Source organism: Amycolatopsis methanolica 239, from assembly GCF_000739085.1.
Classification (GTDB): domain Bacteria; phylum Actinomycetota; class Actinomycetes; order Mycobacteriales; family Pseudonocardiaceae; genus Amycolatopsis_E; species Amycolatopsis_E methanolica.
In genome coordinates this window covers 6,955,463-6,979,491 of record NZ_CP009110.1, presented here as the reverse complement: position 1 = coordinate 6,979,491, position 24,029 = coordinate 6,955,463, and the positions used below count along the sequence as shown (strand labels likewise).

The window sequence follows — 24,029 nt, the reverse complement described above, 5'->3', positions numbered from 1 at the left end:
CGGGTTCCCGGTTTCCACGGGTGTACCTGTGGACAACTCGAAGTTTCATCCACAGGCTGTGGACGGCGTCAGCGACCGCCCCCGACCGGGAGGACCGCGCCCACCGCGTAGGACGCGGCAGGCGAAAGCATCCACAGGACCGCCTCGGCGATCTCCTCCGGCCGCCCGGCCCTGGCCAGCGGGATCCCCGGGGCCAGCCGCTCCACCCGATCGGGCAGCCCGGCCGCCGCGTGCAGGCCGGTGTCCACCAGGCCGGGCGCCACGGCGTTGACCCGCACCCCCTCGCCGGCGACCTCCTGCGCCAGGCCCCAGGTCAGCGTCTCGACCGCCGCCTTCGTCGCCGCGTAGTGCGTCCACTCGCCGGGCGAACCGGTGCGCGCGGCTGTGGACGAAATGTTGACCACCGCCCCACCGGCTCCGCCGTACCGAGTGGACATCCGCCGCACCGCCTCCCGGCAGCACAGGAACACCCCGGTCACGTTGACGTCCAGCACGCGGCGCACGGTCGTCACGTCCTGCGAGTCCAGCCGCCCCGGCGTGTTGCCGGTGATGGCCGCGTTGTTCACCACCGCCGTGACCGGCCCCAGCCCGGCCGCCGCGTCGAACAACGCGATCACGTCCTCCTCGGACGCCACATCGCCGCGGACGGCCAGCGCCTTCCGGTCGGCGGCGCGAACCCGGGCGGCGACCTCCTCGGCCGCCGCCGGGTCGCTCGCATAGTTGATCACCACGTCGTACCCGCGCTCGGCGCCCAGTGTCGCGACCGCCGCGCCGATGCCCCGGCTGCCGCCGGTGACGACGAGGACCCCGGTCATATCACGAAGTTCTGCAGCGGCAGGTTCTCCAGCACCAGGTCGGCCCGGCTCGCGGTGGTCTCGATCAGGTCCGCGTTGCGCTGGTCGCTGCCCAGCGCGCGGCCCTTCGCCTCGACCAGCGTGCGGCCGTAGCGGCGGTGCCGGTTGACCAGCCGCTCGATCCGCTCCTGCTCGTCGGGCTTGAGGAACCAGACCTCCTCGAGCAGCCCGGGCACGTCGCTCCACGGCTCCTCGTCGACCAGCAGGTAGTTGCCCTCGGTGATGACCAGCGGCACCTCCGGCGGCACGCACACCGCGCCCGCGATCGGCTCCTCGATCTCGCGCCGGAACAGCGGCGCGTACACCGTCTCCTTGGTCTCCTTGATGCGGCGCAGCAGGCTCACGTACCCGAAGGCGTCGAAGGTGTCCGGCGCGCCCTTGCGGTCGGTCCGGCCCAGCCGCTGCAGCTCGACCTGCGCCAGGTGGAACCCGTCCATGCCGACCACGACCGCGCGGTTGCCGAGCGCGTCGGCCAGCCCGCGCGCCAGGGTCGTCTTGCCCGCCGCGGGCGCGCCCACGATCCCCAGGATGGACCGTCTCCCGCGCGTCACCAGGCCCTCCGCCCTGGTCAGCAGCTCGTCGAACGTCGGACTCGTCATCGCACTCCCAACTTCCCTACCTCCGGGACCCACGTCCGTGGCCCCGCGTGCCGCACCTTCTCCGCGGCCACCTCGTTGGCGAACCGGATCAGTTCCGGCAGCCCGAACCTCCCGACGCCGTACACCAGTGCGCCGTGCCAGACGTCCCCCGCGCCCAGTGTGTCCACCGCGGGCATCCGCGGCACCTCGATCTCACCAGCATCGTCGCTCGTTTCCCAGCGCACCGGGCCGGGCCCGTTCGTCACGACCACAGTGGGCACCCCGCGCTCAAGCAGGCCGGGCCCCGGCGCGCGGAACTGCGCCGAGCAGGCCGCGATGTCGACCAGCGGCAGCAGTTCGTCCAGCACGGGCTTCCAGCTGCCCGCGTCCAGCACGACCGGAACGCCGCGCTCCCGTGCCCATCGCGCCACGCCCAGCGCCAGCCGGGGCAGGTGCCCGTCGACCAGCACGGCTCGGACGCCGTCCGGCAGTTCGGACGGCATGGCGCCCGGGTTCGCGCCGGCGTTGCGCGAGACTACGGTCCGTTCGCCGTCGCGGTCGCGCACCGCGACGGCGCTCACCGCGGGGGGTTCGTCCTGCTCGGGGGCGATGTCCACGATCCGCACGCCGTGCGCGGACAGGTCGGCGCGGGCCAGCCCGGCGAGCGGGTGCCTGCCCAGCGCCGTGACCAGCACGGCCTCCTCCCCGAGGGCCGCGACCGTGACGGCGGCGTTGGTCGCCGGCCCGCCCGCGGCCACCTCGACACCGAGCGACTGCACCTTCTCGCCGGGGGACGGCAGCTCCGCCACCCGCTGCACGAGATCGACCGTGCACAGCCCCGCGAGCAGGACGGTCACGCCGACAACCCCGTCCGCACCGCCGACTCGACCTCCTCGACCTGACCGTCCGCCCCGACGGCCAGCGCGCCGGTGATCAGCCCGACGACCTGGTTCATGCTCGTCGTCTTCGGTGAGACCACGCCGACCCGCCTGCCCAGCCGGTGCACGTGGATGCGGTCCGCGATCTCGAACACGTGCGGCATGTTGTGGCTGATCAGCACGACCGGCAGGCCGCGCTGCCGGATCCGGTCGATCAGCTCCAGCACCTTCGCCGACTCGGCGACCCCGAGCGCGGCGGTCGGCTCGTCCATGATCACGGCCTTGGTCCCGAACGCCGCGGCCCGCGCGACCGCGACGCCCTGCCGCTGGCCGCCGGAGAGCGTCTCGACGGGCTGCGTGATCGACTTGATCTTGATGTCCAGCTCGTCGAGCACCCGCTGGGCCTCGGCGCGCATCTTCGCCGTGTCCAGCTTGCGGACCAGCCCGAGCGGGCCACGGCGGCGGATCTCCCTGCCCAGGAACATGTTGGTCGCGATGTCCTGCGCCGGCGCGAGCGCCAGGTCCTGGTAGACGGTCTCGATGCCGCAGCGCCGGGCGTCCAGCGGCGTCCGGAAGTGCACCGGCTCGCCGTCGACGAAGATCTCGCCCGTGTCCGGCACCAGCGCCCCGGACAGGGCCTTGATCAGGCTCGACTTGCCCGCGCCGTTGTCGCCGACCACGGCGAGCACCTCGCCCGGTTCGAGGTCGAAGTCCGCGCCGTCGATCGCGGTCACCCGGCCGAAGCGCTTGACCAGGCCGCGCGCCGAGAGTGTCGGGGTCATTTCTGCCTCCTGGCCAGCCGGTCCACGGCCACCGCGGCGATCACCAGCGCACCGGTGGCGACGTCCTGGTAGAGCGAGTCGACGCCGAGCTGGGTCAGCCCGGAGCGCAGCACCGTCACGATCAACGCACCCATCATCGTCCCGAACACCGATCCGCGTCCGCCGAACAGGCTCGTGCCCCCGAGCACGACCGCGGTGATCGAGTCGAGGTTGCCGAGCTGGTAGGCGTTCGGGTCGGCGTTGGGCACCCGGCCCAGCGCCTGCCACGCGGCGATGCCGAAGATCAGCCCGGCGACCAGGTACACCGACACGATCGTCCGGTTGACCTTGATGCCGCTCAGCCGCGCGGCTTCCGGCGCGTTGCCGACGGCGTAGACGTGCTTGCCCCACGCCGTCCTGGTCAGCGCGTACCAGAGCACGAGGTACATGACCAGCGCGAGCGTCATGCCGTAGGTGACCGGGATGCCGCCGAACAGGTAGCGGCGGGTGCCGAGCCACGCGAGCAGCGAGCCGGGCGCGATCGGCACCGCCTGCCCGTCTGCGACCAGCTTGGCCGCCGCGGTGAGCATCGTGAACAGGCCGAGCGTGACGATGAACGGCGGTAGCTTCACCCGGGTGACCAGCGAACCGGTGACCAGGCCCAGCGCGGCCGTGACCAGCACGCCGAGGATGAGCGCCAGGCCGCCGGGCACCCCGCCGACCAGCAGTTTCGCCATCAGCAGCGTCGCCAGCACCATCGCCGCCGCGTTCGACAGGTCGATGCCCGCGGTCAGGATGATCAGCGTCTGGCCGAGCGCGAGCGTGCCGACCACGAGCGACTGCTCGACCACCAGCGACAGGTTGTCCAGCTCCAGGAACGTGCTGGTGGACAACGAGAACACGACGACCGCGACCACCAGCGCGAGCGCGGGCCCGATCGCCGGGGCGCGCAGGAAGAACTCACCGAGCGACTCGCGCCGCTCCACAGTGGACGCCGTCATTTCGTCCCCCAGCAGTTCTGCAGGCCCCATGTGGTGTCCTGGCTCGGCACGCCGGGCATCGGGCGGTCGGTGATCACGACCGAGCCGGTGTCGATGAACCCGCTCGGCTTCTCCCCGGTCTTCGCGTACCGGACGGCGGCGGCGACGCCTTCTTCGGCCATCTTGCGCGGGAACTGCATGACCGTCGCCGCGTACTGGCCGTCGCGCACGTTCTGCACGCCCTGGCAGCCGCCGTCGATGGAGCCCATCAGGATCCGCAGGCCGCGGGCCTGCAGCGCGGCGTACGCGCCGCGCGCGGTCGGCTCGTTCATCGTGTAGACGGCGTTGAGGTCGGTGCTGCGCTGGAGCAGGTTCTCCATCTTCTGCTGCGCGATGGACTGGTCGCCGTTGGCGTTGTCCCGGCCGACGATCGCCGGGTCGCCGTCCCGCAGGCCGATGCCCTCCAGGAAACCGTTGTGCCGGTAGGTGTCCACCGTGCTGCCCGCGGTGCCGTCGATCATGATCACCTTCGGGGCGGAGCCAGCGAGCGCGGCCTTGACGTAGGCGCCCTGCTGCCGCCCGGCCGCGACGTTGTCCGTCGCGTAGGTGGCGTCGACCGCGTCGGCCGGGTCGGTCGCGGTGTCCAGCGCGATCACCATGACCCCGGCCTGCCGGGCGCGCTCGATGGCGGCGAGCACGCCGGTCGAGGAGTTCGGGGTGATCAGGATGGTCGTGACGCCCTGCTGGACCATGTTCTCGATGGCCCGGACCTGGCCGTCGTTGTCGCCGTCGAACTGTCCGGCCAGCGCCATGAACTCGGCGCCCTGGGCCTGCGCGGCGGCGCTCGCCGCGTTGCGCAGCTCCACGAAGTACGGGTTCGTTTCGGTCTTCGTCACCAGGCCGACCTTGGCCTGGCCGCTGCCCGCCGGAGCGGAACTCCCGCCCCAGTGGCGTTCGACGGTGCACCCGCTGACGGCCAGCAAGCCGGCCGTGACGAGGCACAGGAGACTCCGCTGTCTCACGCTGCCCTCCCCATCGAGGCTGATCGTTTGCCGACGGGGACGGTAGGAGGGCTTACACTACTCCGGCAAGCGTTTGCGCAAACGCTTGCGGATCGATCGTGCTCGTTGGAGAAATCTGATGCCGTCCAGGCCCACCCAGAAGGACGTCGCCGATCTGGCTGGCGTCTCGATCACCACCGTCTCACACGTGGTGAACGGGACCCGCGCGGTGGCCCCGGAAACCAAGGCCGCGGTGCTGCGCGCCATCGAGGAGACCGGCTACACCGGCGACGCGATCGCCCGGTCGCTGGTCACCGGCGGGACGCGGCAGATCGGCGTCGCGATCTCGCTGCTGGCCAATCCGTACTTCGCGGCGCTGATGCAGGCGATCGAACGCGAGGCCGCCGCGGCCGGGTACACGGTGCTGCTCGCCGACACCCACGACACCGTGAAGACCGAGCAGGAGACGGTCCGGACGTTGCGGTCCCGGCGCGTCGAGGGCATGCTGCTGACCCCGGCCGCGGGCGACGGCCGCGTGATCAGCGAGCTGGTGTCGCTCGGGCTGCCGACCGTGCTGATCGACCGGCTGACCATGCGGACCGACGTGGACCAGGTCGGGTCGGAGAACATCCAGTCCACGTCCGCGCTGACCGAGCACCTGGCCGCGCTGGGGCACCGGCGGATCGGGTTCGTCAGCGGGATGCCCGGGCTGACCACGTCCGAGGAGCGGACGCTCGGCTACCGGCTGGGCCTCGGGCGCGGCGGGTTGTCGTGGAACCCGGAGCTGGTGGTGTCCGGGCACTCCTCGCGCGAGGGCGGCGCGGCGGCGACCGCGAAACTGCTCGCGTTGCCGGACCGGCCGACGGCGCTGGTGGTGGCCAACGACTCGATGATGGTCGGGGTGCTGCATGAGGTCCGCCGCCAGGGGTTGCGGGCAGGCGCGGACCTGGCGCTGGCCGGGTTCGACGACGTCGAGTGGTCGGACCTGGTGGAGCCGCCGCTGACCACGATGGCCCAGCCGATCGAGGAGATCGGCCGCCGCGCGGTGCGGTTGCTGCTGGCCCGGATCAAGGACCCGGAGCGGCCACACGAGACGGTCCGCCTGCCGCCCCGCCTGATGCACCGCGCCTCCTGCGGCTGCACCGCTGTAGTCTCCCAGGCCCCGCGGCTCGAGCGCGGACCTCACGCGCCCAAGCGCGCCCCCGAGCGTGGGACTCGCGGGCTGCGCGAGGTCGGCGGTTAGAGCGTCGCGGCGGCTTCCAGGAGTGTCCAGGCGCCCAGCTGCACCGAGAGGTCCCGTGCGGGGTGGCCCTTCGGCAGGGGCGGGGTGGGTGCCGGCTCGCTCCACTCCGGACTGAACAGCGGGCCGCCGTAGGCGTCGGCCGCTCCGGTCCACGCCGCTTCGGCGGAGGCGAGCACCAGGTCGCGCGCCGCGTCCGACTCCGGGCCCGGCGGCAACCGGTGCACGGCCAGCGCCAGGTACCGCGCCAGGATTCCCGCGAACAAGCCGCCGTCGCCGCCGCCCTGGCCGCGCAGCACCCCACCCGGCGCGCAGTTCGCGGCCACCGCCCGGATCGTGCGCGCCGCCTGGTCCAGTTCGGACATTGCCAGGCACGCGCCGAGGAAAACCCCTTGGCAGTAGGTGTAGATCTCCTGCACCAGGTCGCCGCTGTCCACCCGCAGCCCGTCCCACACCAGCCCGGTGTCGGGGTCGACGAGCGTCTTCTCCATCCAGTCCAGCAGTTCCCGCGCCCGCTCGACGTCACCGGCCCTGGCGAACAGGATCGCCGCCGGACCGTTCGACGGCGCGTTCTTGAACCGGTCGCCGCGCCGCCACCAGATGCCGCCGCCGCCCTCCGTCGTCCAGCCGGACCGCAGCTCGCCGAGGAAGAAGCCGACGTCCCGGCCGGTGCGCTGCAGCGCGAGACCCAGCCACGCCAGGTCGTCGTAGTAGTCGTTGCGCCAGCTGCCGCGGTTCCGCAGCCGCATCGACGACACGAACCGGTCGATCGTCGCCGCCCTGGCCGGCGTCGGGTTCCGCAATTGCGCGTCGGTCAGGCAGTCCAGCAGGTGCGCCTGCCACCAGTAGTTCCAGTGCACGTGCAGCCGCTGATCGGGGGCCGCAGGCCAGCCGCTCCGGGCGAGCAGCGTGCCCGGCAGTCCCCAGACCCGGCGCAGGTGCCGGGTGACGATCGCCCGTTCCGCGGCGGCGGCCCAGTCGCTGTGCATGAACCCATCATGGATTGGCCCTCGACATATCGCTGGGTTCCGTCGACGATCAGGAGATGACAACGGCGCATGTCACATGTCCGCTCTGCGAAGCCACCTGCGGGCTGGAGGTCACCTTCGACGGCAGCCAGGTCACCGAGGTGCGCGGGGACGCCGACGACGTCTTCTCCCGCGGCTTCATCTGCCCCAAGGGCGCGTCGCTGGGCGCGCTGCACCACGACCCCGACCGCCTGCGGACCCCGCTCGTCAAGCGCGACGGCAGGCATGTCCCGGTTTCCTGGGACGAGGCCTTCGCTGAGATCAACGCGAGCCTGCTGCCGATCATGGAGGCGCACGGCCGCGACGCCGTCGCCGTGTACGCGGGCAACCCGGGCGTGCACAACCTGTCGACCGCGCTCTACGGCCGCGTCTTCTTCAAAGCGCTGGGCACGAAGAACTTCTACACCGCGGGCAGCGTCGACCAGCTGCCCAAGCACTACTCCAGCGGCTACCTGTTCGGCGACGGCATGACGATCCCGGTGCCCGACGTCGACCGCACTCAGCACCTGCTGATGCTCGGCGCGAACCCACTGGTCTCCAACGGCAGCCTGATGACCGCGCCGGACATGCGCGGGCGGCTGAGGGCGATCCGCGAGCGCGGCGGCAAGGTGGTGGTGGTGGACCCGCGCCGGACCCGCACCGCGCGGGTCGCCGACGAGCACCACGCGATCCGCCCCGGCACCGACGCACTCCTGCTGTTCGCGCTGGTCAACGTCCTGTTCGCGGAGAACCTGACCGACCTCGGGCACCTCGCCGGGCACGTCACCGGGGTGGCGGAGGTCGGCGAACTGGCCCGCGACTTCACGCCCGAAGCGGTCGCGCCGGTCACCGGCATCCCCGCAGCCGAAATCCGCCGGATGGCCCGCGAGCTCGCCGCCGCCGAGTCCGCCGCGGTCTACGGCCGGATCGGCACCACCACGCAGGCGTTCGGCACCCTCGCCAGCTGGCTGGTCGACGTGCTCAACGTCCTCACCGGCAACCTGGATCGCCCCGGTGGCGTGATGTTCCCGCTCGCCGCCGCGGGACAGGCGAACAGCGCGCCCGGCAAGCGCCGGCCGTTCCGGCACGGCCGCTGGCGGACCCGGGTGCGCGGGCTGCCGGAGGTGCTCGGCGAGGTGCCGGTCGCGACGCTGGCCGACGAGATCCTCGCCCCCGGCGACGGCCGGATCCGCGCGCTGATCACGGTCAGCGGCAACCCGAGCCTGAGCACCCCGAACGCCGGACGGCTCGCGGAAGCCCTGGCGCGCCTGGACTTCATGGTGTCGCTGGACATCTACCGCAACGAGACGACCCGGCACGCCGACGTCATCCTGCCCGGCCCCACCCCGCTCGAACGGGAGCACTACGACATCGCGCTGTACCAGCTGGCCGTGCGCAACGTGGCGAACTGGACCCCGGCCGCGCTGACGAGCGACCTGCCGGCGGAGTGGGCGACCATGCTGCGGCTTACCAGCATCGTCACCGGGCAGGGCCCGGCTCCGGACATCGAGGCGCTGGACGCGTTCGTGGCAGGCCAGATCGCGCAGCGCGCCGGGCCGTACGACCTGACCCTGGCGGACCTCGAAGCCGCGCCGCACGGCGTAAACCTCGGGCCGCTTCGCCCGCGCCTGCCGGAGATCCTGTCGACGGCGAGCGGGAAGGTCGAGCTGGCGCCGGAGGCCATCACCGTCGACGTGCCGCGTCTTGCCGCGGAACTCGCGCACGTGCCGGACGGCGAGCTGGTGCTCATCGGGCGGCGGCAGCTGTCGTCGAACAACTCGTGGATGCACAACCTGGAACCGTTGGTGCGCGGCAAGAACCGGTGCACCGTGCAGGTCCACCCGGACGACGCGGAGCGGCTCGGGCTGGCCGATGGGGAACCGGCGCTGGTCAGCTCCAAGGCAGGCAAGATCGAGGTGCCGGTCGAGGTGACCGAGGAGATCCGGCCGGGCGTGGTCAGCATCCCGCACGGCTGGGGCCACGGCGGGCCGGGCACGCAGACCGCGGTCGCCGCGGCGCACGCGGGCGTGAACAGCAACCTGGTGGCCGACGAGACCCTGCTGGACGCGCTGTCCGGAACCGCTGTGCTGAACGGCATCCCGGTCGAGGTGACGCCTACCAGGCCGCCGACAGGTCCGCGTGCTGCCTGATCCAGGTGTGCATCACGATGCCGGCGGCGACCCCGGCGTTGATCGAGCGGGTCGACCCGAACTGCGCGATCGACACGACCATCGCCGCCGCATCGTGCGCCTCGGCGGACAGGCCGGGGCCTTCCTGGCCGAACAGCAGCACGCATTCCCGTGGCAGCTCGGCGGTTTCCACGCGCTGCGAGCCAGGGGTGTTGTCCACCGCGACGATCGCCAGGCCGCGGTCGCGCGCGTAAGTCAGCAGGGACGGCACGTCCGGGTGGTGCTCGAGGTGCTGGTACCGGTCGGTGACCATCGCGCCGCGCCGGTTCCAGCGCCGCCGCCCGACGATGTGCACGGCGGCCGCGGCGAAGGCGTTCGCGGTGCGCACCACCGTGCCGATGTTGTGGTCGTGCTGGAAGTTCTCGATCGCGACGTGGAACGGGTGCCGTCGCCGGTCGATGTCGGCGACGATCGCCTCGCGCCGCCAGTACCGGTAGGCGTCCACGACGTTGCGGCGGTCGCCTTCGGCCAGCAGCTCCGGGTCGTAGCGCTCGTCGGTGGGCCACTCGCCCTCCCACGGGCCGACGCCGATCGGTTCCCGTGCGGTCCACTCGGTCGGACCGGTCTCCTCGCTCATCGGAGCCGCCCGGCCAGGTCGGCGAGCAGGTCCGCGGTCGCGATCGTGAGGTCCTGCTGGGTCATCTCGCCGGGGAACACGGCCGCGAGGTGCTCGCTGGTGAAGAACAGGGTCTGCGTGGTGATCCGCTGCGCCACCTCCGGCGGGAGGTGCGCCGCGGCGTCGCCGGGCCGCACGGTCAGCGACGGCCCGGGCACCGGCCGTGGCACGAGGATCATGGTGGCGGCGCGCGTCGTCGAGACGTGCTCGGTGCGGTAGCGCAATTGGAGGACGCGCACCGGGACGCCTCGCCAGTTCCCGGCCAGTTGCAGGTTCACCGCGATGCCGTGGCGGTTGCTTGACCCGAGCACGTCGTTGATCGTCACGAACGTGGCCTGCAGCGGCGGCACCGGACTGTGATCGGGCCGCCACCCGGTGCGCGCGGCGAGCGCTTGCACCCCGTCGGCGAAGGCGTCCTGCGCGGACCGCGCGCGTGGGCGCATGACCAGCCCCGCGACCAGGCCGCAGAGCACGATGCCGAGCAGGATCAGGAGGATGACCACACGGAGGATTGTCCTAGGCCTGCGGCATGGCGTGCGTCGACGGGTGCTCGCGGTGCTTCCAGCGCAGGTACGCGCCCGCGTAGGAGAAGACCACCAGCGCCAGCGCGACCGCGGCGACCACCGGCAGCATCGACCGCGGGAACACGGTGTCGTAGAGGTAGTAGGCGTTGAAGCCGCCCGGCAGCGGGCCGAGCCCCTGCAGGCCGCGGAAGTAGTCCTCCAGCGCCGTCAGCGGGCACGGGATCGGGAAGACGTTGACCGCTACACCCCAGATGGCGAAGAACACGTGCACGAAAATGCTGCGCGGCCACCGCCACGCGAGAAACCCGCCGAGGCCGATGTAAAGCAGAGCCAGAATGTGTAATCCGACCGTTATGTCGGCCAGAACTCCCGCGATCGTCACGCCGCCCCCTTCCCGCGATTCCCCTGGTATCGAGATTACTCCTGATCAAGGCAGGAATGTCGACTCGAAATTCCGGAGATCACTTCGGGGTTTACCCCTAGGGGGCGGCGTGAATCGGCTACAGGCCCAAGTCGTCGAGGTCCAGCAGATACCGGTAGGTGAGGCCTTCCTTCTCGATGGCCTCACGCGCGCCGGTGCCGCGGTCGACGACCGTCGCCACGCCGACCACGGTCGCGCCGGCCTCGGTGAGCGCCTCGACGGCGGTCAGCACGCTGCCGCCGGTGGTCGAGGTGTCCTCCACGGCGAGCACCCGCTGCCCGGCGACCTCGATGCCTTCGATGCGGCGCTGCATGCCGTGCGACTTCGTGGCCTTGCGCACCACGAACGCGTCGAGGACCTTCCCGTCCGCCGACGCCGAGTGCAGCATCGCGGTCGCGACCGGGTCCGCGCCGAGGGTGAGCCCGCCCACCGCCACGTAGTCCCAGTCCGCCGTCAGCTGCCGCATGAGCCGGCCGATGAGGGGGGCCGCCGCGTGGTGCAGCGTGGCCCGCCGCAGGTCGATGTAGTAGTCGGCCTCCTTGCCGGAGGCCAGCGTCACCTTGCCGTGCACCACCGACAGCTCGGTGATGAGACGTGCCAGTTCGAACTTCGCTGCCTGATCCAACCCGGGGTTCGCCACGCCCGGAAGTCTTACACACGACCACGACGGGCCCGCGCCCTCGACGGTCAACGTGCGGGCCGTGGAGATCAACGAGCTGCTCGACCTGGTGGCGAGCAGCCGGCGGTGCTTGCCCCTCAGCGGGCGCTGATCGTGCGCGCCACCTCGTCCACCACGGTGCGCGTCGAGGGCGGCCACACCAGCCACGTCACCAGCTCCAGCGCCGGGTCCACCACCGGCCGCCACGGCCAGCCCGGCAGCAGGCGCGTCGCGGAGTGTTCGGTCAGCAGCACGGCGTCCGACTTGGTCGCCTCGGCGCACGCCCGCGCGTGCTCGGAGAACTGCGCGAACTGCCACAGCGGCACCACACCCGCGTCGTGCGCCGCGACGACCAGGCGGTCGTGCGCGACCGGCACCTGCTGCCTTCCGTGGGCGAGGATCCGCACCCCGTCCAGGTCCCGCAGCCGGCACTCCGGGCCGTCGGCCAGCGGGTGCCCGGGCCGGACGGCGACCCCGAAGGGCTGGTCGAACAACCGGGCGCCCCGCAGGCTGCCGACCGGCTGCTCGTGCACCAGGCCCAGGTCGAGCCTGCCCTCGCGGACCATCCGGAGCTGCTCGGTGCTGCTCGCCTCGGTGAGGGCGACCGCCGCGTGCGGGACGGCCGCGTCGAGCGCGGTCAGCGTGTCCAGCAGCCACTCCGCGGACAGCCCGGGCGGGATGCCGATCCCGACCACCTCGCGGGACCGGCCCGCGGCCGCGTGCGTGGTCTCCCTGGTGGCGTCCGCCAGTCGCAGCAGCAGCACCGCGTGCGCGTGCAGCGCGGCGCCGGCCGGCGTGAGCGTCGTGCCCGTCGCCCCGCGCTCCAGCAGCGGCGCCCCGATGTCCCGTTCGAGCTGCCGGATCTGACGGCTCAGCGACGGCTGGGTGAGGTGCAGCCGTTCCGCCGCACGGGTGAGCGAGCCTTCGGTCGCGACGGCGACGAAGTACCGCAGGTGACGCAGCTCCACGCGTTCCTCCCCTGCCTTCCAGGCATGGCCGGGCTGATTAACCGGCATTGGACAGGCGCATGTCAAGGCACGTGTACTACTCCCTGCCTCTCAGGCAGGACATCAATGGAGAAGGGACGCTCAACGATGAGTCGAACTCCCGGTCGGGACCCGTACCGCTGGGTGGTGCTGGTGCTGTCCTGGGCCGCGTTCACGATGACGTCGGTGGACCGGTCGACGTGGGGACCGGCGTCGGTCGCGGTGGGCGAGCACCTGGGGGTCTCGCTCGCCGGGCTCGGCGTCTTCGCCACCGGCTACTACGTCGGCTACGTGATCTCGAACGCGGCGGGCGGCGTCCTCACCGACTGGCTGGGCGCGCGGGTCGTGATGGGCGCGTCGCTGTTCCTCGCGGGCGGGTTCATGATCCTGTTCGGCGAGACAGACTCCGTGCCGGTCGGCATCGCGTTCCAGGCCGCGGTCGGGATCTTCGCCGGCTGCGACTACTCGGCAGGCGTGAAGCTGATCGCGCAGTGGTTCACGCCGAAGGACCGCGGGTTCGCGATGGGCGTGTTCATGACCGCGACCTCGCTCGGCACGGTGATCGCCAACGCGGTCGTGCCGCGGCTGCTGGAGTCCGCCGGGTGGCAGGCGTCGTACCACGTGTTCGGTGGCGCTTCGATGGTCATCGCGGTGCTGTGCCTGCTCCTGGTGCGCACCCGGACCGAAGACGCGGCCGAACGCGCGGTGCCGGACCTGCGCCCGCTGGTCCGCTCGCGCGATTTGTGGCTGCTCGGGCTGGCCGGGTTCGGCGGGCTTTGGGGCACCTACGGGTTCATCACCTGGTCCAACGCGCTGATGGTCAAGGGCAGCGGGCTGACCGGGGTGCAGGCAGGCGGGGTGGTCGCGATCTTCGGGATCGCCGCCATCGCGGCCAAGCCGTGCATCGGGTTCGTGTCCGACCTGCTCGGCGGCAGGCGGAAGGCGCTGACCGTCGTCGTGCTCGGTGCGTTCGTGGTGGCGCTGCTGGTGTTCGGCACGCGGGACAGCCTCACCGGCTTCCTGTGGGTGGCGCCGTTCCTCGGCGTCGCGGCCTACGTCTACAGCCCGCTGATGGTCGCGATGATCCCGCGCATCGCCGGGGTCGGCCTGGCCGGTTCGGCGGCCGGTGCGACGAACGCGTTCTGGCAGCTCGGCAGCACGGTCGTGCCGGTGGTGCTGGGCGCGGTGTTTCAGGCGACCCATTCGTTCTTCGCGGCGTTCGCCACGCTGGCCGCAGGCCCGCTCGTGGGAGCGCTGCTCATGCTCGGCGTCCGCGAACAGCAGCCGGCGCCGGATCGCGAGAAGGAGGCTGTGTGAACTACGACGTGATCGTCGCCGGTGGCGGTTCGGCCGGGATCGCCGCTGCGGTCGGCGCGCGGCGGGCCGGGGCCAGGACGCTGCTGATCGAGCGCGGGCCGTGCCTTGGCGGGGCGGCGACGCTGCGGAACGTGGTGACGTACTGCGGGTTGTTCACGCGGGAGGATCGCGAGCAGGTGGTGTTCGGCGTCGCCGGTGAGGTGCTCGACGGGCTGCGCGAGCTGGGCGCGGTGAGCGAGCCGACGCGCTTCACCGCGGTGGCGGTGGTGTTCGATCCGGAAGTGGTGAAACGGGTCGCCGACGACCTGTGCGACGCCGCCGGGGTGGACGTGCTGCTGCACTCGCACCTGCTGTCGGCGTCCAGAGTGGACGATCGCGTTCGGACGGTGCGGGTGGCCGACCACGCCGGGGTGCACGAGTACTCCGCGGAGGTGTTCGTGGACGCCACCGGTGAGGCCGACCTGGCGCAGCACGCGGGCGCGGAGGTGCGGTACGGCAACGACGGCTGGGTGCAGAACGGCACGCTGGGCGTGCGGTTCGGTGGCATCGCGGCGAACGCCGAGGTCTCGCGGGAGGCGGTGCGGGAGGCGGTTCGGGCGGCGAAGGCTCGTGGTGTGCCCGGGCTGACGGCGGAATCCGGGTTGATCGCCCGGATGCCGGTGTCGGGTGACCTGATCACGTACTTGGCGGACGAGGGCTACGACGCGCGCGACGCCGTGGACACGAGCCGCGCCGAACGCAGCGCGCGACGGCAGGCCGCGGCGTACCTGCGGGTGATCCGGACGCTGCCAGGGTGCGCGGACGCCTACATCGTCAGCACCGGCCCGGAACTGGGCACGCGCGAGTCGCGGCACCTGGTCGGCCGGGTCCAGCTGACCGAGAAGGACGTGCTGTCGCCTGCCCCGGCCGACGACGCGGTGGCGATCGGCGCGTGGCCGATCGAGTACCACCCGGGGGTGGGGGTGCCGTCGGAGTGGCGGTTCATCGGCGAGCCCGGCTACTACGGCATCCCGCTCGGCGTGCTGTGGAGCCGGAACACGCCGAACCTGTTCTGCGCGGGCCGGACCGTGGACGGTGACCGTGGCGCGGGCGCTTCGCTGCGGGCCATGGGGACCGCCTTCGCGACCGGCCACGCCGCCGGGGTGGCGGCGGCGCTCAGCGCCCGGGGTGCCGTGAGTACTGCCGCGGTGCGGGAGGAACTGCAGCGCCAGGGCGCGCGGCTACCGGACTAAAGCCCCGCCCGCGCCCGCGTGGCTCTGCCGCCGCCGGGATTCGGCTACCACTCGCGTGGATAGTGCGCCGCAGCTGGCGCCGCGGGGCGCCCCCCGGGGGCTCCGGGTTACCGACCCGCGCCGCCGGGGGAGAGCATCTCCGCCACCGCCCGGGCGGACGCCTCCAGATCACCGGCCACATCGGGCGGCATCGCGCCGCTGAGCCACAGCGTCGCGAATCCGTGCACGATCGACCAGGCCGCGACCTGCGCCAGCTTCCCCTCCGACACCGGCTCCGCCATCACCGCCCACGCCCGCTGCCGCGCCGCCAGCAGGTCCGCGTCGTCCGCGTGGTGCAGGTCCGGCCGGAACATCACGTCGAAGTGCGCGCGGTGCCCCACCGCGAACCGCACGTACGCGACACCGATCTCCACCAGTCCCTGGTCCCGCGCCGCGACGAGGGCGTCGGCCAGCAGGTCGTACCCCTCGGTCGCCAGCGCGGTCACGACGCCCGCCTTGTCGCGGAAGTGGTGCACGGGCGCCGCGTGCGAGACCCCGGCCCGTCGCGCCACCTCGCGGAGGCTCAGGGCCGCGACGCCGTGCTCGCCGATCGTCTCGGCGGCGGCGTCGAGGATCGCGCGCCGCAGGTCGCCGTGGTGGTAGGAGCGCTCAGCCATGCCCCAAGCATATCTTTCCATTGACAAGATGCGAGCACAGGCGCAATCTTGTCACTGACAAGATATGGAGGAGACCCATGGCACCGCTCGTCATCCTGATCGTCGTCACGCTGGTCCTCGCGCTCGCCGGGGCGGCCGGGGTCCGGTGGCTGAGACCGTGGCCGATGGCCGTGCGCGGCGGCGTCGCCGCGATGTTCACCGCGACCGGCATCTCGCACTTCGTGGGCATGCGGGAGCAGCTCATCGACATGGTCCCGCCCGCGCTGCCAGCGCCCGCCCTGCTGGTGACCGTCACCGGCGTCCTGGAACTCGCCGGCGCCGTCGGCGTGCTGCGGCCGCGCACCGCCTCGTGGGCCGCGGCCGGGCTGAGCGCCATGCTCGTGCTGATGTTCCCGGCGAACGTCTACGCGGTGCAGAGCGGCGTGCTCACTGCGTGGGACGACCAGATCGTCCCGCGCACGCTCATGCAGATCGTGTTCCTGGCCGCCACGCTGACGGTCTTCGTGCACGCCCGCCGCGGTGATCAGGCCCGGCTGAACCGGCCTGCCCACTCGCGCAGCTGATCACGCAGCTCGGGCGGCCCGACCACGTGGAACTCGGCGCACAGCGAACCGAGCGCCAGCGCGGGCCAGTCCAGGGAGGCGGTCGTCATCCGCACCCGGCACCGGCCGGCGTCCACCTCCTCGACCGTGCCCCACCGGCCGATCCGCTCGCGCGCCACCGCCGCCGGCACCTCGACGAGGACCTCCACCTCGTACGGCTGCGGCAGCGCGCCGAGCGAGCTGCGGACGAACTCGGCGGCGTCGGCGGTGGGCAGTTCGCGTGGCCGGAACCGGGCGCCGGTGCCGCGCGGGTCGGTGATCCGGTCGATGCGGAAGTTGCGCCACGCGTGCCGGGTGAGGTCGTAGGCGACCAGGTACCACTGCCGCCCCAGCGGGACCAGCCGCAGGGGCTCGACCTCCCGCTCGGACTCGCGGCCCCCGGCGTCGGTGTAGCTGAAGCGGATGCGTTCGCTGTCCCGGCAGGCCAGCGCGATCGTGGTGAGCAGACCGGGGTCGATCCGGGGCGCCGACGCTTCGGGCCAGGTCGCGGGCACGGTCATCGCCCGCAGCGCGTCGACCCGCCTGCGCAGCCGGGCCGGCATCACCTGCACCACCTTCGCCAGCACGCGCACCGACGACTCCGCGATGCCGTCGACCGAACTCTGCGCGGCCGTCTGGAGCCCGACGGTCAGCGCCACCGCCTCTTCGTCGTCCACCACGAGCGGTGGCAGCGACGCGCCCGCCGCGAGCTGGTAGCCGCCGTCGACCCCGCGCTGCGCCTCCACCGGGTAGCCCAGCTCGCGCAGCCGGTCGATGTCCCGGCGCAGGGTCCGCGGCGAGACGCCCAGCCGCTCGGCCAATTCGCTGCCCGGCCAGTACCGGTGGGTCTGCAGCAGGGACAGCAACCGCAGCGTCCGCGAGCTCGTGTTCGCCATGTTCCCGATTCTCCCGCAATTGCGGTCAAAAAGTGGCCGCAAGGGGTTCTACCTTGGTCTCAACGACGACGAAGGGACTCCGAAATGACCTCCACCGAGACCGTCACCGGCGAGCGCGCGGACCTGCTGGCGATGCTGGCCAAGCACCGCTTCTTCCTGACCTTCACCACCCGCGGCCTGACCGACGACCAGGCCCGGCAGCGCACCACGGCCAGCGAGCTGTGCCTCGGCGGGCTGATCAAGCACGTGACCGCGACCGAGCGGGGCTGGGGGGACTTCATCGTCGAGGGCGCCTCCGCGATGCCGAACTTCGAGGAGATGACCGAGGACGACTTCAAGCAGCGGGAGAACGAGTTCAAGCTGCTGCCGGACGAGACGCTGGCCGGCGTGATCGCGGAGTACGAAGCGGTCGCGCGCCGCACCGACGAGCTGGTCGCCGCCGTCGACCTGAACGCGAGCCGCGAGCTGCCGAAGGCGCCGTGGTTCACCGACAAGGAGTGGTCGAACCGGCGCGTGCTGATGCACATCATCGCCGAGACCGCGCAGCACGCCGGTCACGCGGACATCATCCGCGAGTCCCTGGACGGCCAGAAGAGCATGGGCTGACCGCCGAGTCCCAGTCGATGCGGTATCCGTACAACCAGGCCATTGCTTCCGGTCCAGGCCGGTGCAGCTTGAACAGCAGCGGGAGCACGTGCCGCATCACAGGACCGAGTGTGTCGCCGTTGCGCTCGCCCTGAGCCACCACGCGTTCCGCCCGGTGGCGGCGCAGGGATTCGTACGTAGTGAACGCGTCGTGCACGTCGCCGGTGTCGCGCAGGCACTTCGCGAGCACGACCGCGTCTTCGATGGCCATCGACGCGCCCTGGCCCGAAGCAGGTGAGGTGGCGTGCGCCGCGTCGCCGACGATGATCATGCGGTTCCGGTGCCAGACCGGCACCTTCGGGAAGTCGTAGGTGTTCCAGCGGGACCGTCGTCCTCGGCGAAGAGGCCGAGGAGCCGGGCGCGCCACTCGTCCGCGGTGGCGGCGGCTAGTTCTTCGCGTGCCTGCTCCCGAGGCTGCCGCGGGTTCGCGAACCACCACACGTCGCCGTCGGGATGGACGATGTAGGAGTAGAAGCAGCCGCGCCCGAACATCATGTGCATCTCGCCGGGCTCGACGTCGAGCCGCAGCCCCTGGCGTAGCCCCCCGTGGTGAGCAATGGCACGTACCGTGGCGGCGGCGCCCCGGGATCGATGATCGTGCGTACGGTCGAGCGCAGGCCGTCGGCGCCGATCAGCAGGTCGGCGTGCGCGGTGCTGCCGTCGGCGAAGGTGGCCGTCCCGCCGCCAGCCTCCGGGGTGGCGGCGACCGGCCGCTTGCCGTACTCGGTCGGCACGCCGCGCCGCACCGCCGCGCCGCACCGCCTCGTCGCGCAGCGAGTCGTAGAGATCGGCCCGCCTGATGGTCTGCGTGCCGGTCCCGTCGGGCAACGCGGCGCCGAAGCCGAACTCGGCCATGGGTTTCTTCCCGCCCATGCCGATGGATATTTTCGTGGTCGCGAACCCCTTGTCGCGCGCACCGCCTGCAGGTCGAGGGCGCCGAGCGCCGCGATGCCGTTGACTGCCAGGGTCAGGAACGCTCCGACGCCGTCCGCGCCACGGTTGTACGCCTCGTAGACGGTCGCCTCCATGCCGGCCCGCTGCAGTGCCATCGCCGTGAGCGGACCGGCGATGCCGCCGCCAATCACCGGCGGTCCGTGCTGGCACTCGTGCTGCTCTCCCTGCTGGCTGAGCAGCCCACGCACCCGTACCGCATGCGCGAGCTGATCAAGGAGCGCGGCAAGGACCGGATCGCGAACGTTGCGCAGCGCAACAGCGTGTATCAGACCATCGACCGCCTGTTGCGCGCAGAGCTGATCGCCGTCCGGGAGACCGAGCGCGACGAGCGCCGTCCCGAGCGCACCGTCTACGAGATCACCGACGCCGGCCGGGCGGTGCGGCCGAGCTGTCCACCTCGCTGGCGGCCGACCGCGCGGCACTCCAGGCGGTTCCCGGCCTCCCGCGCCTGTTCCTCCTGGACGAGGAGTACTCGATCGCCGTTCGCGAGGCGGAGCTGAAGTGGGTCGAGTGCCTGCTGGCGGCGCTCCGGTCTGGTGAGCTCACCTGCTCGGAGGCCTCGATACGCGCCGTGGCGGAGAAGTTCGCGTAGGTGTCAGCGGCGGCTTTCCGCGTACGAGCGGGCGAGCACGTGAGGGGCAGCCGCGCGGCGGCGCTCAGGGCGGCGAGGACCCTGGTTCCCAAGTCCCGCCTGGTGTGCGGGCACGGGTCCGCGGCGCTCAGTTGATCTCCGCCCTGCCGGCCGGGCCGGGCCGCGCCCTGCTCGGCCTCACCTCGAAGACTTCCCGGGTCCACGACGCCATGACGGTCGAGGACTACGGCTCCGCGCGCTGAGAAATCAGGTGCGGTCGCGGCCGGCGACGAGGCTGGAGATCCGCCGCAGCAGGCCACGGGGCAGCAGGCCGCCGACGGCCACGATCGCCTTGTACTGCGGCGACGGGATGGAGATGACCTTCCCACGCCGCAGGTCGGCCAGGCCCTCGGCGACCACCCGGTCGGCCTTGAGCCAGAACGCCTTCGGCCCCGGCTTCTCCAGGCCTGCTCGCTCGTGGAACTCGGTCTCGGTGAACCCCGGGCACAGCGCGGTCATCCGAATGCCGGCAGGCAGCGCCGCCGCGATGCCCTCGGTGAACGAGGTGACCCAGTTCTTGCTCGCCGTGTAGGTCGAGCCGCGGCCGGAGAAGAAACCGGCCACGCTGGACACGTTGATGATGTCGCCGCGGCCGCGCTCGATCATCCCGGGCAGGGCCGCCCGGGTCAGCCGCAGCACGGCGGTCACGTTCACGTCCAGCTGCGCCTGCAGCTCGTCCACCGGCGCGGTCCAGAACTCGCCGGCCAGGCCGAACCCGGCGTTGTTGACCAACAGGTCCACCGGCTCCGCGGCCAGCCGCGTTTCGACAGCCGCCCGGCCCTCCGCCGAAGCGAGGTCCGCGGGCAACGCGACCGTCTTGATCCGGTGCCGCCGCGACAGCTCGCCGGCAAGCGCTTCCAGCCGCTCCACGTTGCGGGCGACGAGGACCAGGTCGTAGCCCTCCTCGGCAAGCCGGCGGGCGAACGCGGCGCCGATCCCGGCGGTCGCGCCGGTGACGAGGGCGGTGCTCACTGGGCGGGCCCGCTCGGCGGTGGCGTGCTCAGGCCCGGCTGCTCGGACTGGCCGGGCTGCCAGTGGCGGCCCGCCGCGGGGTACTCCTCGTCGAACGGGTCCACGATGTCGGCGATCTCGCCGAGGTCGCGCAGCAGGCGCTCCAGCCGGGACGGCCCGGCCTGCGGCGCGACGCTGGCGAGCACCCACTCGTTCTCCAGCCAGGCCACGCCGACATCGCCGCCGAGCGCGTCGGCGGCGTCCACGAGTTCCTGGGTGATGACCGCGCGGGCGCCTTCGGGGTCGTCGGCGAACGCGTAGCGCTGGCCCACCGGGCCGAGCAGCTCCGGCATGTCCGCGCGCTGGAACGGCACGCTGGCCAGCCACAGCTCGACGAGCACCGGGTGCACGCGGTTGCAGCGCACGGCGACCACGACCGCCGGGATCTGGCCGTCGGCCTCGATGTCGAACACGAACACCGGGCGGCGGCCGTCGGCGGTGAAGGTCGAGCCGACGACGACGTTGACCGCCGTCTCGGCGCGGAAGTAGCCGAGCGCGCCGCCGGACCACTGCCGGACGAGCCGCTCGTCCTCCTCGACGAACTGCCATCCGCGCAGGTCGGACCAGCGCATCCGCTCCCGGTTGCGGGAGCCCTCCCTGGTCCGGTCGACGGCGAGCAGCAGCAGCCCCGCCACCAGTGCGACGGCGGCGATGACGAACCAGACCCACGCCGGAATACCCACGAGGGTGAGGGTAGCGCGCCGGGCCGCTGAACCAAGGTCAGCGGCCCGTGTCGCAACCCGTTAGTCCGCCCGGGTGACCACGAGCGTGTCGCCCGCGTTCAGGTCCGGCACGTCCACCCGGACCGTGTCGCCGTCCCGGACCTCGCCGGCCAGCAGCTTCTTCGCCAGCTGGTCGCCGATCGCCGACTGCACCAGCCTGCGCAGCGGACGGGCGCCGTAGATCGGATCGAACCCGTTCAGCGCGAGCCAGTCGCGGGCGCCGGGGGTGACGTCCAGCGTCAGGCGGCGCTGGGCCAGCCGGGTGGCGAGCTTCGCCACCTGGATGTCCACAATGGACGTCAGCTGCTCGGTGTCGAGCGAGTGGAACACCACGATGTCGTCCAGCCGGTTCAGGAACTCCGGCTTGAAGTGCCGCTGCACCGTGGACAGCACCGCGTCCCGCCGCTGCTGCTCGTCCAGCGAGGCGTCCGCGATCGCCTGCGAACCCAGGTTCGAGGTCAGGACCAGGATCGTGTTGCGGAAGTCGACCGTGCGGCCCTGGCCGTCGGTCAGCCGCCCGTCGTCGAGCACCTGCAGCAGCACGTCGAAGACGTCCGGGTGCGCCTTCTCGACCTCGTCCAGCAGCACCACCGAATACGGCCGCCGCCGGACGGCCTCGGTCAGCTGGCCGCCCTGGTCGTAGCCGACGTACCCCGGGGGAGCGCCGACCAGCCGCGCGACGCTGTGCTTCTCGCTGTACTCGCTCATGTCGATACGGGTCATCGCGCGCTCGTCGTCGAACAGGAACTCCGCCAGCGCCTTGGCCAGCTCGGTCTTGCCGACGCCAGTTGGGCCGAGGAACAGGAACGAGCCGGTCGGCCGGTCCGGGTCCGCGACACCGGCGCGCGTGCGCCGCACCGCGTCCGACACCGCCTGCACCGCCTCGCGCTGCCCGACGACGCGCTTGCCCAGCTCCTCCTCCATGCGGAGCAGCTTGCCGGTCTCGCCTTCGAGCAGGCGGCCGGCCGGGATGCCGGTCCAGGCGGAGACGACGTCGGCGACGTCGTCCGCGCCGACCTCTTCCTTGAGCATGACGTCGGCGCCCGACGAGCTGGTCGCGGTGTTGCGCTGCGCCGCCTCCAGGTCCTTCTCCAGCGCCGGGATCTTGCCGTAGCGCAGCTCGGCGGCGCGGCCGAGGTCGGCGTCGCGCTCGGCCCGGTCGGCCTCGCCACGCAGCTGCTCCAGCTGCTCCTTCAGCTCGCGGACCTTCTCGATCGAGCCCTTCTCGTTCTGCCACCGGGCGGTCAGCGCGGACAGCTCCTCGCGCTTCTCGGCCAGCTCGGCGCGCAGGGCGGCCAGCCGCTCGACCGAGGCCGGGTCCTCCTCCTTGGACAGGGCCATCTCCTCGATCTCCAGGCGGCGCACGGCGCGCTCGACCTCGTCGATCTCGACCGGGCGGGAGTCGATCTCCATGCGCAGCCGGGAGGCGGCCTCGTCCACCAGGTCGATCGCCTTGTCCGGGAGGAAGCGCGCGGTGATGTAGCGGTCGGACAGCGTCGCGGCCGACACCAGCGCGGCGTCGGTGATGCGGACACCGTGGTGCACCTCGTAGCGCTCCTTGAGGCCACGCAGGATGCCGATGGTGTCCTCGACCGACGGCTCGCCGACCAGCACCTGCTGGAAGCGCCGCTCCAGCGCCGCGTCCTTCTCGATGTGCTGGCGGTACTCGTCGAGCGTCGTCGCGCCGACCATGCGCAGCTCACCGCGGGCGAGCATCGGCTTGATCATGTTGCCCGCGTCCATCGCGCCCTCGCCGGTCGCGCCCGCGCCGACGATGGTGTGCAGCTCGTCGATGAACGTGATGACCTGGCCCGCCGACTCGGTGATCTCCTTCAGGACGGCCTTCAGCCGCTCCTCGAACTCACCGCGGTACTTCGCGCCGGCGACCATCGAACCCAGGTCCAGCGCCACGACCCGCTTGCCGCGCAACGACTCCGGCACGTCACCGGCCACGATCCGCTGGGCGAGGCCCTCGACGATCGCGGTCTTGCCGACGCCCGGCTCACCGATCAGCACCGGGTTGTTCTTCGTGCGCCGGGACAGCACCTGGACCACGCGGCGGATCTCCGCGTCGCGGCCGATCACCGGGTCCAGCTCGCCCTTGCGGGCGCGGTCGGTCAGGTCGACGCCGTACTTCTCCAGCGCCTTGAACGTGCCCTCGGGGTCCGGGCTGGTGATGCGGGCCGAGCCGCGCACCTTGGTGAACGCCTCGCGCAGCGCGTCCGGGGTGGCGCCGTGCCGCTTGAGCAGGTCGGCCACCTGGCCGCCCTCCGCGGCGAGGCCGACCATCAGGTGCTCGGTGGAGACATACTCGTCACCGAGCTCGGTCGCGAGCTTCTGGGCGTGCGTCAGCGACTTCACCGCGGGCGGGTCGAACTGCGGTGTGGACACGGTCGCGCCGGTCGCCGAGGGCAGCCCCTGCGTGATCGGCTCCAGCTCCTTGTGCACCTGCCGCGGATCGGCGCCCACCGCCGTCAGCAGCGGGCCGGCCAGCCCGTCGCCCTGCGCCAGCAGCGCGCCGAGCAGGTGTGCGGCGGTGACGCTGGGGTTGCCCGCCACGGTCGCCGCCTGCGCCGCCGACGAGATCGCCTGCTGGGTCTTCGTCGTCGGGTTGAAAGCGTCCATCCCACACTCCATGTCGCATGCCTGCCGGAGACCTTCCTCCAGGTCCCTCGACATGTAGAACGTCAA

The 24,029-nt window shown here is 72.1% G+C and carries 26 protein-coding genes; 7 read left to right on the top strand and 19 right to left on the bottom strand.

What is annotated here, in order from left to right:
• Window positions 1-68: 68 nt before the first annotated feature.
• Genes AMETH_RS34125 through AMETH_RS34100 form a run of 6 tightly spaced genes read right to left on the bottom strand, consistent with a single transcriptional unit; the run spans window position 69 to window position 5,073 of the window.
• Window positions 69-815: an SDR family oxidoreductase gene (locus AMETH_RS34125; RefSeq protein WP_017985687.1), complete on the bottom strand. Its 747-nt coding sequence runs from the start codon at window positions 813-815 to the stop codon at window positions 69-71.
• Window positions 812-1,453: a nucleoside/nucleotide kinase family protein gene (locus AMETH_RS34120; RefSeq protein ID WP_017985686.1), complete on the bottom strand. Its 642-nt coding sequence runs from the start codon at window positions 1,451-1,453 to the stop codon at window positions 812-814. Before AMETH_RS34120 ends, AMETH_RS34125 begins: the two co-directional genes overlap by 4 nt.
• Complete coding sequence (locus AMETH_RS34115) at window positions 1,450-2,289, bottom strand: PfkB family carbohydrate kinase (protein WP_017985685.1); 840 nt, start codon at window positions 2,287-2,289, stop codon at window positions 1,450-1,452. Before AMETH_RS34115 ends, AMETH_RS34120 begins: the two co-directional genes overlap by 4 nt.
• Window positions 2,286-3,092 (bottom strand): ATP-binding cassette domain-containing protein, encoded by an 807-nt coding sequence (locus AMETH_RS34110; protein WP_017985684.1) that lies wholly within the window; start codon window positions 3,090-3,092, stop codon window positions 2,286-2,288. The genes AMETH_RS34115 and AMETH_RS34110 overlap by 4 nt, the downstream gene beginning before the upstream one ends.
• On the bottom strand, window positions 3,089-4,102 hold the full coding sequence (locus tag AMETH_RS34105) for an ABC transporter permease (protein WP_435869794.1): 1,014 nt from the start codon (window positions 4,100-4,102) through the stop codon (window positions 3,089-3,091). Before AMETH_RS34105 ends, AMETH_RS34110 begins: the two co-directional genes overlap by 4 nt.
• Entirely contained in the window at window positions 4,069-5,073 is a 1,005-nt protein-coding gene (locus AMETH_RS34100; RefSeq protein WP_026153621.1) for a substrate-binding domain-containing protein, read from the bottom strand. Before AMETH_RS34100 ends, AMETH_RS34105 begins: the two co-directional genes overlap by 34 nt.
• Before the next feature lie 118 nt (window positions 5,074-5,191).
• On the opposite strand from AMETH_RS34100, the gene AMETH_RS34095 reads away from it, so the two are divergent.
• Entirely contained in the window at window positions 5,192-6,295 is a 1,104-nt protein-coding gene (locus AMETH_RS34095; protein ID WP_017985681.1) for a LacI family DNA-binding transcriptional regulator, read from the top strand.
• On the opposite strand, the gene AMETH_RS34090 is transcribed toward AMETH_RS34095, so the two are convergent.
• Window positions 6,292-7,281 carry a glycoside hydrolase family 76 protein gene (locus AMETH_RS34090; protein WP_017985680.1) on the bottom strand — a complete coding sequence of 330 codons (990 nt, stop codon included), beginning with the start codon at window positions 7,279-7,281 and terminating at the stop codon, window positions 6,292-6,294. The two genes, AMETH_RS34095 and AMETH_RS34090, sit on opposite strands and share 4 nt — an antisense overlap.
• Before the next feature lie 56 nt (window positions 7,282-7,337).
• Between AMETH_RS34090 and AMETH_RS34085 the strand changes: the two genes are divergently transcribed.
• Window positions 7,338-9,449, top strand: coding sequence for a molybdopterin-dependent oxidoreductase (locus AMETH_RS34085; protein ID WP_017985679.1), 2,112 nt, complete (start codon window positions 7,338-7,340; stop codon window positions 9,447-9,449).
• On the opposite strand, the gene AMETH_RS34080 is transcribed toward AMETH_RS34085, so the two are convergent.
• From AMETH_RS34080 to AMETH_RS34060, 5 genes are all read right to left on the bottom strand, one after another.
• Window positions 9,415-10,065 carry a TrmH family RNA methyltransferase gene (locus tag AMETH_RS34080; protein ID WP_017985678.1) on the bottom strand — a complete coding sequence of 217 codons (651 nt, stop codon included), beginning with the start codon at window positions 10,063-10,065 and terminating at the stop codon, window positions 9,415-9,417. The genes AMETH_RS34085 and AMETH_RS34080 overlap by 35 nt on opposite strands.
• Window positions 10,062-10,607: a hypothetical protein gene (locus AMETH_RS34075; protein ID WP_017985677.1), complete on the bottom strand. Its 546-nt coding sequence runs from the start codon at window positions 10,605-10,607 to the stop codon at window positions 10,062-10,064. Before AMETH_RS34075 ends, AMETH_RS34080 begins: the two co-directional genes overlap by 4 nt.
• A 13-nt stretch (window positions 10,608-10,620) precedes the next feature.
• Window positions 10,621-11,004, bottom strand: a complete 384-nt coding sequence (locus tag AMETH_RS34070) for a DUF2784 domain-containing protein (RefSeq protein ID WP_026153620.1) — start codon at window positions 11,002-11,004, stop codon at window positions 10,621-10,623.
• A 124-nt stretch (window positions 11,005-11,128) separates the two neighbouring features.
• Window positions 11,129-11,689: an orotate phosphoribosyltransferase gene (gene pyrE, locus AMETH_RS34065; RefSeq protein WP_017985675.1), complete on the bottom strand. Its 561-nt coding sequence runs from the start codon at window positions 11,687-11,689 to the stop codon at window positions 11,129-11,131.
• 116 nt (window positions 11,690-11,805) lie between these two features.
• A complete protein-coding gene (locus tag AMETH_RS34060; RefSeq protein WP_017985674.1) occupies window positions 11,806-12,675 on the bottom strand; it encodes a LysR family transcriptional regulator in 870 nt (289 codons plus the stop codon).
• 126 nt (window positions 12,676-12,801) lie between these two features.
• Here AMETH_RS34060 and AMETH_RS34055 point away from each other — a divergent pair, with 126 nt between their 5' ends.
• Together AMETH_RS34055 and AMETH_RS34050 are read left to right on the top strand one after the other, a co-directional pair.
• Window positions 12,802-14,010 carry an MFS transporter gene (locus tag AMETH_RS34055; RefSeq protein ID WP_223843007.1) on the top strand — a complete coding sequence of 403 codons (1,209 nt, stop codon included), beginning with the start codon at window positions 12,802-12,804 and terminating at the stop codon, window positions 14,008-14,010.
• Window positions 14,007-15,242, top strand: a complete 1,236-nt coding sequence (locus tag AMETH_RS34050; RefSeq protein WP_017985672.1) for an FAD-dependent oxidoreductase — start codon at window positions 14,007-14,009, stop codon at window positions 15,240-15,242. Before AMETH_RS34055 ends, AMETH_RS34050 begins: the two co-directional genes overlap by 4 nt.
• A 107-nt stretch (window positions 15,243-15,349) precedes the next feature.
• Here the strand turns inward: AMETH_RS34050 and AMETH_RS34045 are convergent, their stop codons facing one another.
• Window positions 15,350-15,898, bottom strand: a complete 549-nt coding sequence (locus tag AMETH_RS34045) for a TetR/AcrR family transcriptional regulator (RefSeq protein WP_017985671.1) — start codon at window positions 15,896-15,898, stop codon at window positions 15,350-15,352.
• A 77-nt stretch (window positions 15,899-15,975) separates the two neighbouring features.
• Between AMETH_RS34045 and AMETH_RS34040 the strand changes: the two genes are divergently transcribed.
• Entirely contained in the window at window positions 15,976-16,461 is a 486-nt protein-coding gene (locus tag AMETH_RS34040; protein WP_017985670.1) for a DoxX family protein, read from the top strand.
• Here AMETH_RS34040 and AMETH_RS34035 read toward each other — a convergent pair.
• A complete protein-coding gene (locus tag AMETH_RS34035; protein WP_017985669.1) occupies window positions 16,422-17,375 on the bottom strand; it encodes a helix-turn-helix transcriptional regulator in 954 nt (317 codons plus the stop codon). The two genes, AMETH_RS34040 and AMETH_RS34035, sit on opposite strands and share 40 nt — an antisense overlap.
• An 84-nt stretch (window positions 17,376-17,459) precedes the next feature.
• On the opposite strand from AMETH_RS34035, the gene AMETH_RS34030 reads away from it, so the two are divergent.
• The gene (locus AMETH_RS34030) at window positions 17,460-17,981 is read left to right on the top strand and encodes a DinB family protein (RefSeq protein WP_017985668.1); all 522 of its coding nucleotides are present in this window, start codon (window positions 17,460-17,462) and stop codon (window positions 17,979-17,981) included.
• Here AMETH_RS34030 and AMETH_RS42850 read toward each other — a convergent pair.
• Together AMETH_RS42850 and AMETH_RS42845 are read right to left on the bottom strand one after the other, a co-directional pair.
• Complete coding sequence (locus AMETH_RS42850; RefSeq protein WP_364141855.1) at window positions 17,941-18,291, bottom strand: FAD-dependent monooxygenase; 351 nt, start codon at window positions 18,289-18,291, stop codon at window positions 17,941-17,943. The genes AMETH_RS34030 and AMETH_RS42850 overlap by 41 nt on opposite strands.
• Before the next feature lie 220 nt (window positions 18,292-18,511).
• Window positions 18,512-19,069 (bottom strand): FAD-dependent oxidoreductase, encoded by a 558-nt coding sequence (locus AMETH_RS42845; RefSeq protein WP_410468221.1) that lies wholly within the window; start codon window positions 19,067-19,069, stop codon window positions 18,512-18,514.
• Between the two features lie 45 nt (window positions 19,070-19,114).
• Between AMETH_RS42845 and AMETH_RS34020 the strand changes: the two genes are divergently transcribed.
• On the top strand, window positions 19,115-19,474 hold the full coding sequence (locus tag AMETH_RS34020) for a PadR family transcriptional regulator (RefSeq protein WP_051079472.1): 360 nt from the start codon (window positions 19,115-19,117) through the stop codon (window positions 19,472-19,474).
• Window positions 19,475-19,812: 338 nt separating this feature from the next.
• Here the strand turns inward: AMETH_RS34020 and AMETH_RS34015 are convergent, their stop codons facing one another.
• Genes AMETH_RS34015 through clpB form a run of 3 tightly spaced genes read right to left on the bottom strand, consistent with a single transcriptional unit; the run spans window position 19,813 to window position 23,963 of the window.
• On the bottom strand, window positions 19,813-20,577 hold the full coding sequence (locus AMETH_RS34015) for an SDR family NAD(P)-dependent oxidoreductase (protein WP_017985664.1): 765 nt from the start codon (window positions 20,575-20,577) through the stop codon (window positions 19,813-19,815).
• A complete protein-coding gene (locus tag AMETH_RS34010) occupies window positions 20,574-21,299 on the bottom strand; it encodes a type III secretion system chaperone family protein (protein WP_017985663.1) in 726 nt (241 codons plus the stop codon). Before AMETH_RS34010 ends, AMETH_RS34015 begins: the two co-directional genes overlap by 4 nt.
• Before the next feature lie 60 nt (window positions 21,300-21,359).
• Window positions 21,360-23,963, bottom strand: coding sequence for an ATP-dependent chaperone ClpB (gene clpB, locus AMETH_RS34005; protein ID WP_017985662.1), 2,604 nt, complete (start codon window positions 23,961-23,963; stop codon window positions 21,360-21,362).
• Between the last annotated feature and the right edge of the window lie 66 nt (window positions 23,964-24,029).